Annotated in this window: 12 protein-coding genes; 11 read left to right on the top strand and 1 reads right to left on the bottom strand. The window is 45.0% G+C overall.

Annotated elements, in window-relative coordinates; genetic code table 11:
* Positions 1–80 precede the first annotated feature (80 nt).
* Both JMY01_RS12335 and JMY01_RS12330 read left to right on the top strand, forming a co-directional pair.
* Positions 81–599: a type IV secretion protein Rhs gene (locus tag JMY01_RS12335; protein WP_201576229.1), complete on the top strand. Its 519-nt coding sequence runs from the start codon at positions 81–83 to the stop codon at positions 597–599.
* Positions 600–829: 230 nt separating this feature from the next.
* The gene (locus JMY01_RS12330) at positions 830–1,804 is read left to right on the top strand and encodes a hypothetical protein (RefSeq protein ID WP_227678045.1); all 975 of its coding nucleotides are present in this window, start codon (positions 830–832) and stop codon (positions 1,802–1,804) included.
* 261 nt (positions 1,805–2,065) lie between these two features.
* Here JMY01_RS12330 and gltA read toward each other — a convergent pair whose 3' ends face one another.
* Positions 2,066–3,346, bottom strand: a complete 1,281-nt coding sequence (gltA, locus tag JMY01_RS12325; protein WP_201576224.1) for a citrate synthase — start codon at positions 3,344–3,346, stop codon at positions 2,066–2,068.
* A 1,126-nt stretch (positions 3,347–4,472) separates the two neighbouring features.
* On the opposite strand from gltA, the gene sdhC reads away from it, so the two are divergent.
* From sdhC to sucD, 9 genes are all read left to right on the top strand, one after another.
* Positions 4,473–4,859 carry a succinate dehydrogenase, cytochrome b556 subunit gene (sdhC, locus tag JMY01_RS12320; protein ID WP_201576222.1) on the top strand — a complete coding sequence of 129 codons (387 nt, stop codon included), beginning with the start codon at positions 4,473–4,475 and terminating at the stop codon, positions 4,857–4,859.
* A 20-nt stretch (positions 4,860–4,879) separates the two neighbouring features.
* The gene (gene sdhD / locus JMY01_RS12315; protein ID WP_227678044.1) at positions 4,880–5,245 is read left to right on the top strand and encodes a succinate dehydrogenase, hydrophobic membrane anchor protein; all 366 of its coding nucleotides are present in this window, start codon (positions 4,880–4,882) and stop codon (positions 5,243–5,245) included.
* Between the two features lie 187 nt (positions 5,246–5,432).
* The gene (gene sdhA, locus JMY01_RS12310; RefSeq protein ID WP_201576220.1) at positions 5,433–7,283 is read left to right on the top strand and encodes a succinate dehydrogenase flavoprotein subunit; all 1,851 of its coding nucleotides are present in this window, start codon (positions 5,433–5,435) and stop codon (positions 7,281–7,283) included.
* 139 nt (positions 7,284–7,422) lie between these two features.
* Positions 7,423–8,133: a succinate dehydrogenase iron-sulfur subunit gene (locus tag JMY01_RS12305; RefSeq protein ID WP_201576217.1), complete on the top strand. Its 711-nt coding sequence runs from the start codon at positions 7,423–7,425 to the stop codon at positions 8,131–8,133.
* Between the two features lie 766 nt (positions 8,134–8,899).
* Positions 8,900–11,773: a 2-oxoglutarate dehydrogenase E1 component gene (locus tag JMY01_RS12300; protein WP_201576214.1), complete on the top strand. Its 2,874-nt coding sequence runs from the start codon at positions 8,900–8,902 to the stop codon at positions 11,771–11,773.
* 236 nt (positions 11,774–12,009) lie between these two features.
* The gene (gene odhB / locus JMY01_RS12295) at positions 12,010–13,248 is read left to right on the top strand and encodes a 2-oxoglutarate dehydrogenase complex dihydrolipoyllysine-residue succinyltransferase (protein WP_201576210.1); all 1,239 of its coding nucleotides are present in this window, start codon (positions 12,010–12,012) and stop codon (positions 13,246–13,248) included.
* A 482-nt stretch (positions 13,249–13,730) separates the two neighbouring features.
* A complete protein-coding gene (gene lpdA, locus JMY01_RS12290; RefSeq protein ID WP_201576206.1) occupies positions 13,731–15,188 on the top strand; it encodes a dihydrolipoyl dehydrogenase in 1,458 nt (485 codons plus the stop codon).
* A gap of 271 nt (positions 15,189–15,459) precedes the next feature.
* Positions 15,460–16,638, top strand: a complete 1,179-nt coding sequence (gene sucC / locus JMY01_RS12285) for an ADP-forming succinate--CoA ligase subunit beta (protein ID WP_201576203.1) — start codon at positions 15,460–15,462, stop codon at positions 16,636–16,638.
* 95 nt (positions 16,639–16,733) lie between these two features.
* Positions 16,734–17,609: a succinate--CoA ligase subunit alpha gene (gene sucD / locus JMY01_RS12280; RefSeq protein ID WP_201576200.1), complete on the top strand. Its 876-nt coding sequence runs from the start codon at positions 16,734–16,736 to the stop codon at positions 17,607–17,609.
* The last annotated feature ends 119 nt before the right edge of the window (positions 17,610–17,728 follow it).

The following is a 17,728-nucleotide window of genomic DNA, read 5'->3' as shown; positions in this document are numbered from 1 at the left end:
TAAGCCGATTACTTGCATCGCAGTTAGGCAGCTATTCTGCATTTGCCATGCAATCTTAACGACGGAGATACTTATTAACAATGATACGTCAGACCATAAAGCAGTTATTGAGCCGAAAATGGCATTTATCAAGCCATGATAAGCAGCTATCGCGGTACCTTAGCACAGGTGAGGTTGCGCTGGCACGTTCAGTCTTTGGAGACAACATTGATCTCGATACTGTGCAGCTAAAAACTGCTTGGTGGGTACTAAAAAACTATGCAGTTAGCCCGAATGGCAATATCTATTTTCATAGAGCAGATTGGATAGAGGATTTTAGTAAAGTCTCAATCAGCAAACAACGTTGGCTAATACATGAGCTGACCCATGTCTGGCAACTGCAGCAAGGCTTAAAGGTGGTGCGCGGAGCGCTTATCAATCGGCGTTATGATTATGATTTAGCAATAGGGCAGTCGTTTTTTAAGTACGGTATTGAGCAGCAAGCACGGATGGTAGAGGATTACTTTGTACATCGCCATTTCGGCCAGGACTGTCGGGCATTTGAAACTTGCATTCCATTTCTAGCATCGCCGGCTGAGAATCCTACTATCATAAGTTGATACTATTACCATAAGTTAAAGGTATCTCTTTAAAGCTACCTTTTTACAACTACCTTTTACAACTACTCTAACGAATCGCACTGACGGTTCGTTCACAGTTTGATATTCAGCTTGCGCTTAAGACACGCTATGCTAAAACAGGTATTTACTATCAGTGCTTATAATAACCACATCAATTAATAATAAATAAGAGCTGCTATTTGGGCTTATAACAAAGGAGTGGTGCCGTGATGTTTACTCGTTTAACCTCAAAGTCTGATGCCAACAGTCAGAAAAGCACTATGCGTAAGGATGACGCTACTGAGCTGACTACTCAGACACGGCGTATCCCTAGTCTGTTAGCTGCAACACTTGCAGGAGCGTTATTGCTGACGGGTTGTCAGCAGCCGTCAGAACCATCAGCCTCTGATGCAGATAGTCAACCCAGTACCCAAGCCGATGTTGAAGCCTCCAAGCCTGTGGCAATCAGCGATTCTGCAGCAGCGCGTATCGAGCAATTCCAACCATCATACGTCGTGCAGATGCAAGGGCTACAGCGACGATTACAGGCAGAGTATGAGTCATTACAAGCGGCAGATAGTCCTGACAGTGACAATGGCTTACTAACGACTGTATCACCTGAAACGACGACTGGCACCGAGTCCACTGATACCGATAGCCAAACCAATGACACAGCGGCACTTAACACCGCTGAATCGACCAATGTTACTGTTGGTGCCGATACAGCTACTCAAGAAGGCGCTGTAGGGACAGAAATAAATACCAGCACTGAGGTTGGTGAACGAGACTTAGAAGTGCTAAAGCGCATCAGCCTTGAGCCAAGAGAGCCCGAGGTACTGACGGAAGCGCAAATCATAGAACGCTATCAGCAAGCAACACAGGCACTGTATCAGCCAGCAAATACTGCGCTTAGCGCTCAAGACATAGATACTTTGCTTAATATCGCAACCTTGTTGCCGCAATTGTTCGAACATACGGAGATTGCGGAGCGGCTGAGCGTAAAAAGCCCAGCACTGGCTCGGATTATCGTACAGCATCAAGTTTGGAAGCAAATAGAAGCGCAGCAAGCATTAGATATGCAGCAAATGAAGCTGACACAGCAGCAAGAGTTTGAAACTTTGATGGCAAAGTTTAATGACACCATCAAAGATTATGATGCGCAGATCGCCAAATATGAACGTCTGCTACAAGAGTTTCAGGACTAAAAGAGTGTTAAAGATATAGTCGACCCTAAATAAAGCGAATAGATTTTGCCATGTGCTGTTGGGATGAATTTTGCGCAGCCTCTGGAGTGGCGAAGTCACACAGCAAGCAAGGAAAATTTATACCAACAGCACTACATCATTTTTAAAGTGTCTTAACTAACTATAGTTCGAGAGTAAGTTTCTCTTCCATAAATCTTCCATAAAAAAATCCCGCACACTGGCGGGATTTTTGTTGTTTCAATATCTAGTATCTGCTCAAAATTACTTACGATCTTCAGTTTTGACAAAATCGCGCTTTACTTCACCAGTATATAACTGACGTGGGCGACCGATTTTGAACGGTGCGCTGTGCATCTCTAACCAATGACTGATCCAACCAGAGGTACGAGCCAATGAGAAAATCACAGTAAACATTGACGTTGGAATGCCGATGGCTTTTAGAATAATACCAGAGTAGAAGTCAACGTTTGGATACAAATTACGCTCGATGAAGAACGGATCTTCTAAAGCAATTTTTTCGAGCTCCATCGCTAATTCAAGCTTAGGATCATCGATACCTAGCGCTTCTAATACTTCATCAGAGGCCTGTTTAAGCACTTGAGCGCGTGGGTCGAAGTTCTTATAGACACGGTGACCAAAGCCCATGAGTTTCACTTCACGGCTTTTCACTTTTTCCATAAATGCAGGAACGTTTTCAACAGTACCGATCTCATCTAACATCTCAAGTACTGCTTCGTTGGCACCACCATGTGATGGGCCCCATAACGCAGCAATACCAGCAGCGATACAAGCGTATGGGTTTGCGCCAGTAGAGCCAGCCAGACGTACCGTAGACGTTGAAGCGTTTTGCTCATGATCCGCATGCAAAGTAAAGATTTTGTCCATTGCTCTTGCAACAACAGGGTTTACTTTATAGTCAACGTCACCAGGGGTAGCAAACATCATGTACAAGAAGTTTTCAGCATAGCTAAAGTCATTGCGTGGATACATGAACGGCTCGCCCTGTGAGTATTTATAACTCATCGCAGCCAGTGTTGGCATTTTGGCAATCAGACGAATAGCTGTGATCTCACGATGCTCTTCATTACTGATATCTAAGTCTTCATGATAAAACGCTGATAGAGCACCGACGACACCGACCATAATGGCCATCGGGTGTGCGTCACGGCGGAAGCCTTCAAAGAACTTACGCAGCTGATCATGAACACCAGTGTGTTTACGAATTTTTTCAAAGAAGTCTGCTTTTTGTTCGCTATTAGGCAGGTCGCCGTGGATGAGGGCATAAGCCACTTCTAAATATTCAGCATTGTTTGCTAATTGATCGATAGGGTAGCCGCGATGCAGTAGCTCGCCTTTACCACCGTCAATAAAGGTGATTTTTGACTCGACAGGGGCAGTTACTTTAAAGCCAGGATCGTAAGACCAGTAACCAGACTCTTGTAAGGCAGCAACATCAATAACTGGGCGTCCTAGAGTTCCTTTAGTAATAGGGAGTTGGTAATCCTTACCATCTACTGTTAGTGTGGCATTGTTATCAGCCATAATTTCCTCTCCGTTGGTTTTAGCTTGTTAGAGTAAAAGTGCTAACGATACAAACCTTCGTATCGTTAATTTCGTATCGTTGATAGTACAAATGAAAAAACACGAATGAACTAATTTGGTAATTCAGCTATGTTACCAGTAATTAAGCGCGATTTGAAAAGACTTTTCATAGTGAGAGAGCCAAGATATATGGTTTAAAGGCATTTGTCCGCAGTAATATTTGTATCAAAATATGTCTATTTGCCAATTTGTTATAAAACACTCATTCTTGGACTCGCTAAAAAAAGCGGTCTATTATGATAAAATATGACTCTTTTTATCAACAGGCTATGAATAGGTTTTCTATTTAGCTTGGCAGAAACAGACGGTGCATGACTAACAGGAAAACTTAGTCGAGTTTATAATAGATCAGGTATGCGCAACATTCTAGCAAACATATTACGCATATCTGGCTTTTTGTGAGAATAACTCTGATATTCACTATTTAGGGGATAAATTTGTAATTATCGGCCAGTCATTTTATAATTAGAAAAATTTGACTGACACTAATTTCGCTATATCCAATAATTACTTAGCAAAAGACACTCTACTAAGCATCAGATTTGCTGCTATTTTTTAGTCGCTGGTCGATGGTTAGCTCATAAATCAGAAGCTAAACAATAGTTTATGACTTGAATGTTGTTGTTATTTGATCTATTTTTAGATAAGCATTGGTTTTAGAGTATAGTTATGTCTTTTTCAAAGACCAATTAGAAATAGACCAGATAACAATACTCAGCAATCAACGATAATACCGTTGGCTGTTGCAGCCAAAGCATGATTATTGACTTACTTCACCACTTACAATGACTAGATTCATTATGATTATATGATGAGGCAACACCTATTGTTGACTGTCAAAAAGTAAGTGAGCTCAGTGAGCTGGAAAGTAAGTAAACATAGTATGTATCAGTGATTATAGTATGTATCAGTGATTGTTGAAACTCATAGTGATATGTAGTAGGACCTTAGCGAAGTCAGCTAGCTCTTCCTTACTTTATTCGTCTCGTGTGGTGCTATAGGCACTCAATGTTATTTAGTTTCATTGAATCCCCATGGCAGATACAGGAGTATAACCGCAAAAAGGATGCCCGCTGTGAAAAGCAACCGACCCATTAACTTGCCTTTGAGCCAAGTGATTAGCGTTAATAGTTCGCCGATAGCCAGAGCCTCGATTTTACATCGTATCTCAGGAATTGTTCTTTTCTTATTGATTCCGGTAATGCTGTGGCTTTTACAAACCTCTTTATCTTCTCCTCAAGATTTTGTCGCTGTCTTTGATAATGTGCTTGTGCGTTTTGTTGCATGGGTTTTTGTCGCAGCAACCGCATACCATTTCGTGATGGGTGTTAAGCACTTATTTGCGGATATGGGCTTCAACGAGGATCTTCAGTCAGGTAAAACAGCGTCAATTGTGAGCTTTGTTATTGCCGCTATATTGATCGTGCTGTCATTTATATGGGTGATGTTCTAATGATTAAAAATGATACAGGAATTAAGAGCGCGACAGGTCTTACTGGCTCAGGCTCGCGCGATTGGGTAATGCAGCGTATTAGTGCCGTCGTATTGGCGGTATATTCCGTTGTCATGGTAGGTTTTTTTGTATTCAACGGTGATTTGACTTACGAGCAGTGGGTTGGTTTCATTACGAGCCTACCGATGCGCTTACTAAGCTTGGTGGCAATCATTGCATTGGCAGCTCACGCTTGGGTAGGGATGTGGACGGTATTGACCGACTATATCCAATCTTCTGGGCAGCGCCTTGTGCTACAAGCTGTTATGATTATCGCAATTTTAGTATATCTATTTTGGGGCATCATGATTTTTTGGGGTAATGGCTTAGGTGTCGTTGCCGTTTAACTGTTTAATTCACTGTTAAAAAATGATGGCTATACACATTTTAGTAAGTGGCTGAAGATTGAATAAATAAAGTCCAGTAGGAGTGATTAGGTATCTATACAATACAATGCCTTTTTCTGCTCCAATTAGACTGTCATCCAATCTTTGTATTACTTCCCAAGCATTAACAGGCATTAGGAAAATTGTAATGGCAACAAGACAAGATAATACCATTAGCAACATCAAAACCCTCAACTATGACGCTGTCATCGTTGGCGGTGGTGGGTCAGGTATGCGTGCCTCCCTACAACTGGCCGAGTCAGGCATGAAGGTTGCGGTAATCACAAAAGTATTCCCAACGCGCTCGCATACAGTCGCCGCTCAAGGTGGTATCGGTGCTAGCCTTGGTAACATGAGTAATGACAACTGGCACTTCCACTTTTATGACACTGTCAAAGGGTCAGACTGGTTGGGCGACCAAGATGCCATTGAGTATATGTGCCGTGAAGCACCAAAAGTGGTGTATGAGCTTGAGCATATGGGCATGCCTTTTGACCGTAACGAAGATGGCACGATTTATCAGCGTCCATTTGGCGGTCATACCTCAAACTATGGCGAAAAAGCTGTACAACGTGCTTGTGCTGCTGCTGACCGTACAGGTCACGCACTATTGCATACGCTCTATCAAAGAAACTTAAAGCTGGGTGCTGAGTTCTTTATTGAGTGGATTGCGCTGGATTTGATCAAAGATGAAGACGGCAATATCAATGGCGTCATCGCTATTGAGCAAGAAACAGGTACCGTTGCAGTATTTCAAGCGCCAGCCACGGTCATAGCGACTGGCGGAGCAGGTCGTATCTTTACCGCCTCTACCAACGCCTATATCAATACGGGTGACGGTCTTGGTATGGCAGTTCGTGCTGGTGTGCCTTTGCAGGATATGGAATTCTGGCAATTCCACCCAACGGGTGTGCATGGTGCCGGTGTCCTATTGACTGAAGGGTGCCGCGGTGAAGGCGCGATCTTACGTAACAAAGATGGCGAAGCCTTTATGGAGCGTTATGCCCCAACGGTTAAAGACTTAGCACCACGTGACTTGGTCTCTCGTTCTATGGACCAAGAGATCAAAGAGGGCCGCGGCTGTGGTCCGAACGCTGACCACATTGTTATGGACATGACGCACTTAGGTGTAGACACCATCATGAAGCGTCTGCCATCTGTTTTTGAGATTGGTAAAAACTTCGCCAACGTCGATATCACCAAAGAGCCTATTCCTGTGATTCCAACCATTCACTATATGATGGGCGGTATCCCAACGACGATTAACGGTCAAGTGATTGTGCCAAATCTTGAAGGCCCAGTAGACGAAGACGGTCTATATACCGAAGGCACACTCGTAAAAGGTTTATACGCTATTGGCGAGTGTGCTTGTGTGAGTGTACATGGTGCCAACCGTCTAGGCACCAACTCACTGCTTGACTTGGTAGTCTTTGGCCGTGCAGCAGGTAAGCATATCGTTGAAGATTACTATCATGCGGACAACGCTTATAAGCCAATCGATCCACGTGTATTAGATTACACCTTGAGTCGTTTGAATAAGCTACAAGAATCAACTGATGGCTATAACGCACAAGACGTCGCTGACGAGATTCGTGCAACCATGCAGACACACGCCAGTGTATTCCGTACACAAGCGTCGATGGATGAGGGTGTCGCAAAGATTCTTGCATTGGGCGAAAAAGTTGACAAGATTCATCTTGGTGATAAGTCGCAAGTGTTCAACACAGCTCGTATTGAAGCGCTAGAAGTGGCTAACCTCTACGAAGTTGCAAAAGCAACGATGATATCAGCAGCGAGTCGTCATGAGTGCCGTGGTGCACATACGGTACTTGATTATGAGCGTCCAGAAGATGATCCAGTTGCACCAAACGGTCGTAACGACAACGAATGGATGAAGCACACTATCTGGTATGCTGAAGATAACAAAATTATCTACAAGCCAGTTCGTAAGGTACCGCTAACTGTGGATTACGTTGAGCCAAAAGTGCGTGTTTACTAATCGTCTCGTTAAACAGGTTTATGTAGTTTAATGAACGGTTTTCGAATTTAATTTTTGATTTTGTAAGGCCCGTTATTCATTATCATAAAGAGTTAAGACTTTTGAATAGCATAGCCTTACACCGCGTGGAGTTAGCACTATGAGTCGAGGTACTCGCACCATCGAGATATACCGCTACGATCCTGACAAGGACGCAGCCCCTTACATGCAAACATTTACGGTTGAGCTTTTAGAGTCAGATCGTATGTTGCTTGACGTTTTATTGCGCTTAAAAAAGCAAGACGAAACCATCACCTTTAGACGCTCTTGCCGTGAAGGCATCTGTGGCTCTGATGGTGTCAACATCAACGGCAAAAACGGCCTGGCATGTTTGATCAACATGAACACGCTGCCAGAAAAAGTCACTGTGCGTCCGCTGCCAGGTCTACCTGTTGTGCGCGATCTGGTCGTTGATATGAACCAGTTCTACGAGCAGTATGAAAAAGTACATCCGTTCTTGATCAATGATCAGCCAGCACCGCCAACAGAGCGTTTGCAGTCACCTGAGCAACGTGAAAAACTGAACGGTCTATACGAGTGTATCCTATGCGCTTGTTGCTCGACCAGTTGCCCATCGTTCTGGTGGAATCCTGATAAGTTCTTAGGCCCTTCAGCGTTGCTACATGCTTATCGTTTTGTGGCAGATAGCCGTGATACGGATGCACAAGCACGTTTGGCGCGTTTAGATGATCCATTCAGTCTCTTCCGTTGCCGCGGTATCATGAACTGTGTCTCGGTTTGTCCAAAAGGTCTGAACCCGACCCGAGCGATTGGCCATCTACGTAACCTGCTAATCGATCAAGCAGGTTAAGCTAGTAGCTAGCTTTAATAGATAGACCCTTAATATGTTGATAAAACACCGTCTGCTCATCAGGCGGTGTTTTTTTGTGATAATGACTGTCATCATGTAATGAATAAGGTTTATTAAACTAAGGCACTTGTTAATAGCGACGACCGCTCATATATATGCAGTAACGGATTATAAATTTGAGCTTACTGGCTATAAACTTTCACAAAACTGTATCAGTAACTACTAAGTAGTAATAAAAATACGTATGTAAAAATGTTATCATATGCCTGTTCGATTGCCTGAAAGTTTATTTAGAGGTCGTCGAATAAGTAGCCATGTAAATAACCGTGTAAGTAGCTATGAGAAATAAAGATGATAATGAGTATTTATTAGGTAAATACCTAGTATTGAAGAAACAAACTATATCAGGTAATTTAGGCATGTTACCCTAGATAGCAATGTATGTTAGGCGTAAAAAACAGCAGAAAATAGCTGAACGTCATGTGACCTATTGATTAAGTGACATTGATTAATAACTAGCATTGATTAAGTATTTCGATAGGAACCAATTGGTTATAGCTACTGTCAGTATATATAATTTAATTTTTTGAGACGAGCATACAAACAAAACTGTCCGTTCACAAATAATTAAGATTGAGGCATTCATCGGTGTTGACAGTCGCTCATGCAACCGACTCATGTGACATAGCCTGTCCGCTTAGCATAAAATAGATTACACAACAATAAGCACGATTCCATTCATTTATCTATCAAATAGACGATTATTATGAATAGTATAACTAAAGAAAGATCTGGCGCAGCGCATACTGAACTTGCGGCTGATAACGCCCACTATATCGAATCCCTTTATGAGCAGTATCTCAGTGATCCAGATAGCGTCGATGCTGATTGGCAAAGTTACTTCGAACAATACCAATCTCCTAATGATGCTAAGCACAATGAGATCAAAGATCAGTTCTTACTGCTTGCACGCAATCAAACAGCCAACAAAGTCAACACTGAAGCTGGTAGCAGTGCAGCCGATTGCGCTGATCCTAAGCAAATGGGCGTACAGCAGCTGATCTCAGCTTACCGTCGCCGTGGTCATCGCCGTGCTCAGCTTGATCCATTAGGGTTGCATCCACGTCCCGAAGTAGTGGATCTGACGCTAGAGTATCATGGACTGTCAGAAGCGGACTTAGATAATATTTACCCTACCAGTGATTTGAACATCGGTAAGAGTGAAGCACCGCTGCGCGAAATCATCGAAATCATGGAGCGTGTCTACTGCCGTTATATTGGTGTAGAGTATATGCACGTGACCACCAGTGTCGAAAAACGCTGGATGGAGAAGTATCTTGAGAGCAACCTTGGTCATATCGAGTTCGATAAAGAAAAACGCTTGTCTATACTTGAGCGCTTAACGGCTGCTGAAGGTCTGGAAAAATACTTGGCACGTAAATATACGGGTGTCAAACGTTTCGGCCTTGAAGGCGGCGAAAGCTTCATCCCTGCGGTCAACGAGATCATCCAGCGTGCCGGAAATTATGGCACCAAAGAGATGATGATCGGTATGGCGCACCGTGGACGCTTAAACGTACTGGTGAATATCTTAGGTAAAAACCCTGCCGATTTGTTTGATGAGTTCGATGGTAAAGTACAGCCAGAGAAAGGCTCAGGTGACGTCAAGTATCACAGTGGCTTCTCCTCTAACGTGATGACGCCAGGTGGTGAGGCGCATTTAGCACTGGCCTTTAACCCATCGCATCTTGAGATCGTTGCACCTGTACTACAAGGTTCAGTACGCGCGCGTCAAGTTCGTCGTAATGACCAACCTGGCCGTAGCGACAAAGATGGTAATTCAGTATTGCCCATCGTTGTACATGGTGATGCTGCATTTGCAGGCCAAGGCGTGGTGCAAGAGACCTTTCAGATGTCACAAACCCGTGGTTATACCACAGGTGGTACGCTACACATCGTCATCAATAACCAAGTTGGTTTCACCACCAGCCGTCAAGAAGATTTGCGCTCGACAGAATACTGTACTGATGTCGCAAAAATGGTACATGCGCCTATCTTGCATGTGAATGGTGATGATCCTGAATCAGTGATATTTGCTGCTCAGTTAGCGCTTGACTACCGTCATGAGTTCGATAAAGACATCGTCATTGACTTATTCTGTTATCGCCGTAACGGCCATAACGAAGCGGATGAGCCGTCAGCGACTCAACCACTGATGTATGCAGTGATCAAAAAGCTACCAACCACCCGCGCTATTTATGCACAGCAGCTTATTGATAAAGGCGTCATCACTGAAGAAGATGCCAAAAAATACGAAGATCAATACCGTGAGTCGCTAGACCGTGGTGATTATGTGGTGAACTCTTTGGTGAGTGATCCTGATGAGGCACTGTTTGTCGACTGGACACCCTATATCGGTCATGACTTGATAGATGACTGGGACACTGGTGTCGATATCGAAAAGCTAAAAGGCTATGGTCGCCGTATGGCGCAGATGCCAGAAGGCTATAAGCTTCAGCGCCAAGTAGAAAGACTGGTCGAACAACGTTTGGCCATGCAGACTGGCGAAGAGCCTCTGAACTGGGGTGCTGCTGAGACTTTAGCTTACGCCAGCTTGGTCGATAACGATGAAGTATTGGTTCGTATTACTGGTGAAGATGTCGGCCGTGGTACATTCTCACATCGCCATAGCGAAATATACAATATGAATGACGGCAGCATGTATGTGCCACTGTCTCATATCAGCGAAAAGCAGGCGCGCTTTGCCACTTACAACTCATTGTTGTCAGAAGAAGCCGTGTTGGCGTTTGAATATGGCTATGCAACGACTGTTCCAAATGCGTTGATTATTTGGGAAGCGCAGTTTGGTGACTTCGTCAACGGTGCACAGGTAGTAATTGACCAGTTCATCTCAAGCGGTGAAACCAAGTGGCAGCGTGTTTGTGGTTTGACTATGCTATTGCCACATGGCTTTGAAGGTCAGGGCCCTGAGCATTCTTCAGCCCGTCTGGAGCGTTTCTTACAGCTATGTGCTGAAGACAACATGCAAGTGATCACTCCGACGACGCCTGCACAGATATTCCATGTGCTACGTCGTCAAGCGATACGTCCAAGCCGTGTGCCATTGGTAGTGATGTCACCTAAGAGCCTGTTACGTCATAAGCTTGCGACATCCTCTCTAGAAGAGTTAGCAGAGGGTAAGTTTGAGACAGTACTGCCAGAGATCGATCAGCATGATGCAGACAAGATCACCCGTTTATTACTGTGTGGTGGAAAGGTCTATTATGACCTACTTGAGCAGCGCCGTGCCTTGGGCATAGAACATATTGCTATTGTTCGTATTGAGCAGCTTTATCCATTACCAGAAGAGCGTTTGATTGCTGAAATTGAAAAATACAGCAATCTTAAAGAAATCGTCTGGGCACAAGAAGAGCCGCTTAACCAAGGTGCTTGGTACTATTTAGCGCCGCATATGTTCCGTATTGTGGTACCGCATCCGACTAGAGCGAAGGTGATGGAGCCAGTAGCGCGCCCACCAAGTGCGGCACCAGCCACTGGTTCACCGAAATTGCATGCTCAGCAGCAACAAACATTGGTTGCCGAAAGTCTAGGCGTCAGTGTCGATGAGCTGGCAAAGTAGCGCTAAAAAACAGAGCAGCAGTATAAAGAAAAGATCGATCCCTATAACGTATATCAATCAGGCGGTGGCAGTCAGATATTATTAACAGTCAGCAATTATTAAATCATCAATAATAAGCTGTCATAGGTAAATGGCTCATAAATATGCATTATTATTTATGAGCCGTCTTCCAAAATACTGACTGCTCATCACGACTCAATAATAAATAGTAATATTCATATCTAAGGAGTATATCGATGGCTGAAATTAAAGCCCCCGTTTTTCCAGAATCGGTTGCCGATGGCACGATCGTTGAATGGCATGTCACTGAAGGCCAACAAGTTAACCGTGACGACCTTTTGGCTGAAATCGAAACTGATAAAGTTGTATTAGAAGTGGTTGCACCTGATGATGGTGTAGTGACTAAGATTGTTAAGCAAGTCGACGACACTGTTGAGTCTGCTGATTTGATTGCAGAGTTTGAAGCGGGCGCCAGCGGTTCTACCGATGATGCTCCTGCAGTAGATCCAGATCAACCTGCTGCTCCTGTACAAGCAAAGCAAGCTGCTGATGGCGGCGAGCCTACGCAAGGCGCAAGCGCTGCAGAAGCCGATCATAAAGATCAAAGCCCAGCAGTACGCAAAGCGGCAAAAGAGTCTGGCGTTGATCCAAAGAACGTCGAAGGCACTGGCCGTGGTGGTCGCGTAACCAAGACTGATATGGCTAGCCCAACCCTCAAAGCTGACAGCTCTATCAAGTCGGACAGTGGTCGCCCAGTCGCAGAGTCAGTTGGTGAGCGTACTGAAAAGCGCGTACCAATGACGCGTCTACGTAAGACAGTCGCCAATCGTTTGTTGTCAGCGTCACAAGATACGGCAATGCTAACGACGTTTAACGAAGTCAATATGAAGCCGCTGATGGACATGCGTGCGAAGTATAAAGAGCAGTTTGAAAAGCGTCATGGCGTACGTTTAGGCTTTATGTCGTTATTCGTAAAAGCAGCCACTGAAGCACTCAAACGCTTCCCAGCAGTAAACGCTTCACTAGACGGTGATGACATCGTTTATCATGGTTTCTATGACATCGGTGTGGCTGTTTCTTCAGATCGCGGCTTGGTAGTTCCTGTATTACGTGATACAGATCGCATGAGCATGGCGGATGTCGAGAGCAAAATCCGTGAGCTTGGCGGCAAAGCACAAGACGGTAAGCTTGGTCTGGACGAGATGACTGGTGGTACCTTTACTATCTCTAACGGTGGTGTCTTTGGTTCACTCATGTCTACGCCGATTTTGAACCCACCACAAACGGCTATCTTGGGTATGCACGCTATCAACGATCGTCCAATGGCGGTCAATGGTCGAGTCGAAATCCTACCTATGATGTATCTGGCACTGTCTTATGACCACCGTATGATCGATGGTAAAGAAGCTGTTCAGTTCTTGGTCACTATCAAAGAACTGGTCGAAGATCCAGCGATGCTCTTACTAGACCTATAAGCCTCTGAGCTTGTATCGGCAACCGTCGATACAAGCTTTTTGCTTTTGAGACAGATGGCTTTTGCTTTTCTTAACCTGAATCTCAATTTAATATGAGTTATCGTAGGCTATATGCTACAAAGCCATATAGAGACGAGAGAGGTAATTATCATCAGTTCAAGATAAAAAGATATGAATTTTTCAACGTGCTACTGGTATAAATTTTTCTTGCGTGCTGCTTACACAGAGGCTGCGCAAAATTCATCCTAGCAGCACTGTAACACTTTTAAATTGAATCGACTATGTCATCAGTCAATGAGCTCAAATGGTGTATTTACTGTTTGCTGATCTTGTATTTGATGACTGATTTTTACTTTTTACTTTTTAATGGCTGAATGATTTACCCTATCCTTGATAAACTGCCCAATGAGTCAGTTGATAATCAACCTTAAAAGCAAAGCTAAAACCTAAATTAAAACCTAAGTTATAAATAGGAACCTATTATGAAAGACAATTATGATTTAGTCGTCATCGGCGGCGGTCCTGGTGGTTATGAAGCAGCTATCCGTGCAGGACAGCTTGGTATGAGCGTGGCTTGTATCGAAAAACGCGTTTACAAAGGCGAGCCTGCGCTTGGCGGTACTTGCTTAAACGTTGGTTGTATCCCATCAAAAGCTTTACTTGATAGCTCGCATCGCTATGAGGCGACCAAGCATGATCTTGCTGAGCATGGCATCAGTACTGGCGACGTGGCCATCGATGTAGAGCAGATGATTGAGCGCAAAGAAGGCATCATCAAGCAGTTAACTGGCGGCGTTGCGGCACTGCTAAAAGGCAATGGTGTTGACTGGCTACAAGGCTGGGGCACGCTGGTTGATGGCAAAGGCGCGGACAAACAAGTTAAGTTTACCGCTCTAGAAGATGAGACAGAGACCACCATCACTGCCAAAAACGTCATCCTAGCAGCAGGTTCGGTTCCTATCGATATCCCAGTTGCTAAGACTGACGGCGAGCGTATCGTTGACTCTACTGGTGCGCTTGATTTCACCGAAGTGCCAAAGCGTTTGGGCGTGATTGGTGCAGGCGTTATCGGTCTAGAGCTTGGCTCAGTATGGCGTCGCCTAGGTGCAGAAGTGGTGATCTATGAAGCGCTACCAAACTTCTTAGCCGCTGCTGATAAAGACATCTCAAAAGAAGCGGGTAAGATGCTGAAAAAGCAAGGTCTTGATATCCGTGTCGATACCAAAGTCACTAACGCTGAAGTTAAGGGCGATGAAGTGGTCGTCACTAGTGAAAAGAACGGTGAAGCCTCTGATGAAAGCTTTGATAAGCTAATCGTGTGTGTGGGTCGCCGAGCCTATGCTGAAAAGCTCTTGGGTGAAGACAGTGGTATCGAATTGACTGAGCGTGGTCTGATCGATGTTGACGATCAGTGCAAAACCAATCTTGACGGCGTATACGCTATCGGTGACTTGGTACGTGGCCCAATGCTTGCGCACAAAGCGATGGAAGAGGGCATGATGGCGGTTGAGCGTATTCATGGCGAAAAAGCTCAGGTCAACTATGACACCATCATCAACGTCATCTATACGCATCCAGAAATCGCATGGGTTGGTATGACTGAGCAAGAAGCGGAAGCAGCTGGCTATGAAGTCAAAACAGGCTCATTTAACTTAGCGGCAAACGGCCGTGCATTGGCGCAAAGTGAAGCCGAAGGCTCTATCAAGGTCGTCGCTGATGCCAAGACAGATCGTCTACTCGGTATGCATGCTATCTCTGCGGGTGCAGGCGACATCGTCCATCAGGGTATGATTGCGATGGAATTTGTCTCTAGTATCGAAGATCTACAGCTAATGACCTTTGCGCATCCGACGATCTCGGAAGCGGTACATGAAGCTGCGCTCTCTGCGGATGGCCGTGCTATCCATGCTATTCAGCGCAAAAAACGTAAAAAGAAGTAGCCTTAAAAATAGTATAAATAGTAACGCAAAATATAAGTCGCATTATTATTTAGTTAACCCCATCAGATTCACGTAGCTTACTATCATAGTCGCTGCGTGGGTCTGCTGTGCTGTTTTAGATAGTTGAGAATGGGGTATATAAGGTAAGATCGAATCACAACCTGACTTAGCGCTATTATCATTGTCGCTGCAGTCACAAGTGCGCCAGCCAAATGTTGCCGCGCACTTATTTTCACTTTTATTAATTGTAAAAAAATAAAGGATACAATCAATGAATCTACATGAGTATCAAGCAAAAGAGCTACTAAAAAGCTACGGTTTGCCCATCCAAGAAGGCATCATCGCCCGTAATGGCGAAGAAGCGGCAGCCGCTTTTGATAAGACGCCAACCGACATTGCCGTTATCAAAGCACAAGTACATGCTGGTGGCCGTGGTAAAGCGGGTGGCGTCAAGCTGGTCAAGACTCGTGAAGAAGCGAAGCAAGTGGCTGAAGCGCTGATCGGTACCAATCTAGTGACCTTCCAAACGGACGCTGATGGCCAACCAGTCAACTTCGTATTGGTTGCAGAAGATATGTACCCAGTCAGAACTGAGCTATATCTTGGCGCGGTTGTTGACCGTTCTACGCGCCGTGTGACCTTTATGGCATCAACCGAAGGCGGCGTTGATATCGAAGAAGTGGCCAAAGAAACCCCAGAAAAAATCTTTAAGGTAAGCGTCGATCCATTAGTGGGTCTCATGCCGTATCAAGCGCGTGAAGTAGCGTTCAAGTTGGGTCTTGAAGGCAAGCAGATCAATCAGTTTGTCAAAATCATGACGGGTGCCTACCAAGCCTTTGTCGAAAATGACTTTGCCCTACTTGAAGTCAACCCACTAGCGGTACGTGAAAATGGCGAAATCGTCTGTGTCGATGGCAAAATCGGTATTGATTCAAACGCGCTGTATCGTCTACCAAAAATCGCTGCCCTCCAAGACAAGACGCAAGAAAACGAGCGTGAGCTAAAAGCGGCTGAGTTTGATCTAAACTATGTGGCCCTAGAAGGTAACATCGGCTGTATGGTCAACGGTGCTGGCCTTGCGATGGCGACGATGGATATCATCAAGCTCTATGGCGGTAAACCTGCTAACTTCCTAGACGTTGGCGGCGGTGCAACCAAAGATCGCGTCGTTGAAGCGTTCAAGATCATCCTAGAAGACAGCAGTGTGGAAGGCGTACTAATCAATATCTTTGGTGGTATCGTGCGCTGTGACATGATTGCAGAAGCCATCATCGCCGCAGTAAAAGAAGTGGGCGTAGAAGTGCCAGTAGTGGTACGTCTAGAAGGTAACAACGCCGAAAAAGGCGCGCAGCTACTAGAAGAGTCAGATGTACAGATCATCTCAGCTCAAGGCTTAGCAGATGCTGCACAGAAGATCGTCGCTGCGGTGGGAACCAACATCGTTCACTAGGCATTGTTCATTAGGCATCTTTAATCCAGCATCATTCACTAAGAGATGCCCTAGACAGACAGCCAGATATACAAGAATATAATTAGGAGCAAATAATGAGTGTACTCATTGATAAAGACACCAAAGTATTGGTGCAAGGTTTCACTGGTAAAAACGGCACGTTCCATTCAGAGCAAGCCATCGCATACGGCACCAAAGTCGTCGGCGGTGTCACTCCAGGTAAGGGCGGTCAAACGCACCTAGGTCTCCCTGTATTCAACACCATGGCTGAGGCGATGGCGAAGACACAAGCGGACGCATCGGTTATCTATGTACCAGCGCCATTCGTCTTAGACTCTATCGTAGAAGCGGTCGATGCAGGCGTGAAGCTGATCGTGGTCATCACTGAAGGTGTCCCTACGCTCGATATGCTAAAAGCCAAGCGTTATATCGAAGCAGCAGACGGCGTGCGTATGGTTGGCCCGAACTGCCCAGGTGTCATCACGCCAGGTCAGTGCAAGATCGGTATCATGCCAGGTCATATCCACTTGCCAGGTAAAGTGGGCATCATCTCACGCTCTGGTACGCTGACTTACGAAGCGGTCGCGCAGACGACTAAGCTTGGCTTTGGTCAGTCTACTTGTATCGGTATCGGTGGTGACCCTATCCCTGGTATGAACCAAATCGATGCATTGAAACTGTTCCAAGACGATCCACAAACCGAAGCCATCGTCCTGATCGGTGAGATCGGTGGTACGGCGGAAGAAGAAGCGGCTGCTTATATCAAAGAACACGTGACTAAGCCTGTGGTTGGCTATATCGCTGGTGTGACGGCTCCAGAAGGTAAGCGTATGGGTCATGCTGGCGCGATCATCTCTGGTGGTCAGGGTACGGCAGAAGAGAAGTTCAAAGCTTTTGAAGATGCAGGCATTGCGTATACTCGTGATCCAGCGAAAATCGGTGAGAAGCTAAAAGAAGTGACTGGTTGGTAGGTTATCTATCTGTTAAATAGGCCACTCGTCTATAAAAATGGACGTAAATTTATTAATTAACTACTAAAGCTGCATTGAAAATAAACCAAGACACCTCTACAATGGGGTGTCTTTTTTTA

The sequence above is a fragment of the Psychrobacter sp. H8-1 genome, from assembly GCF_904846575.1.
GTDB classification, from domain to species: Bacteria; Pseudomonadota; Gammaproteobacteria; order Pseudomonadales; family Moraxellaceae; genus Psychrobacter; species Psychrobacter fulvigenes.
The sequence above is the reverse complement of the archived record's forward strand: the minus strand, read 5'-3'. Positions and strand labels throughout refer to the sequence as shown.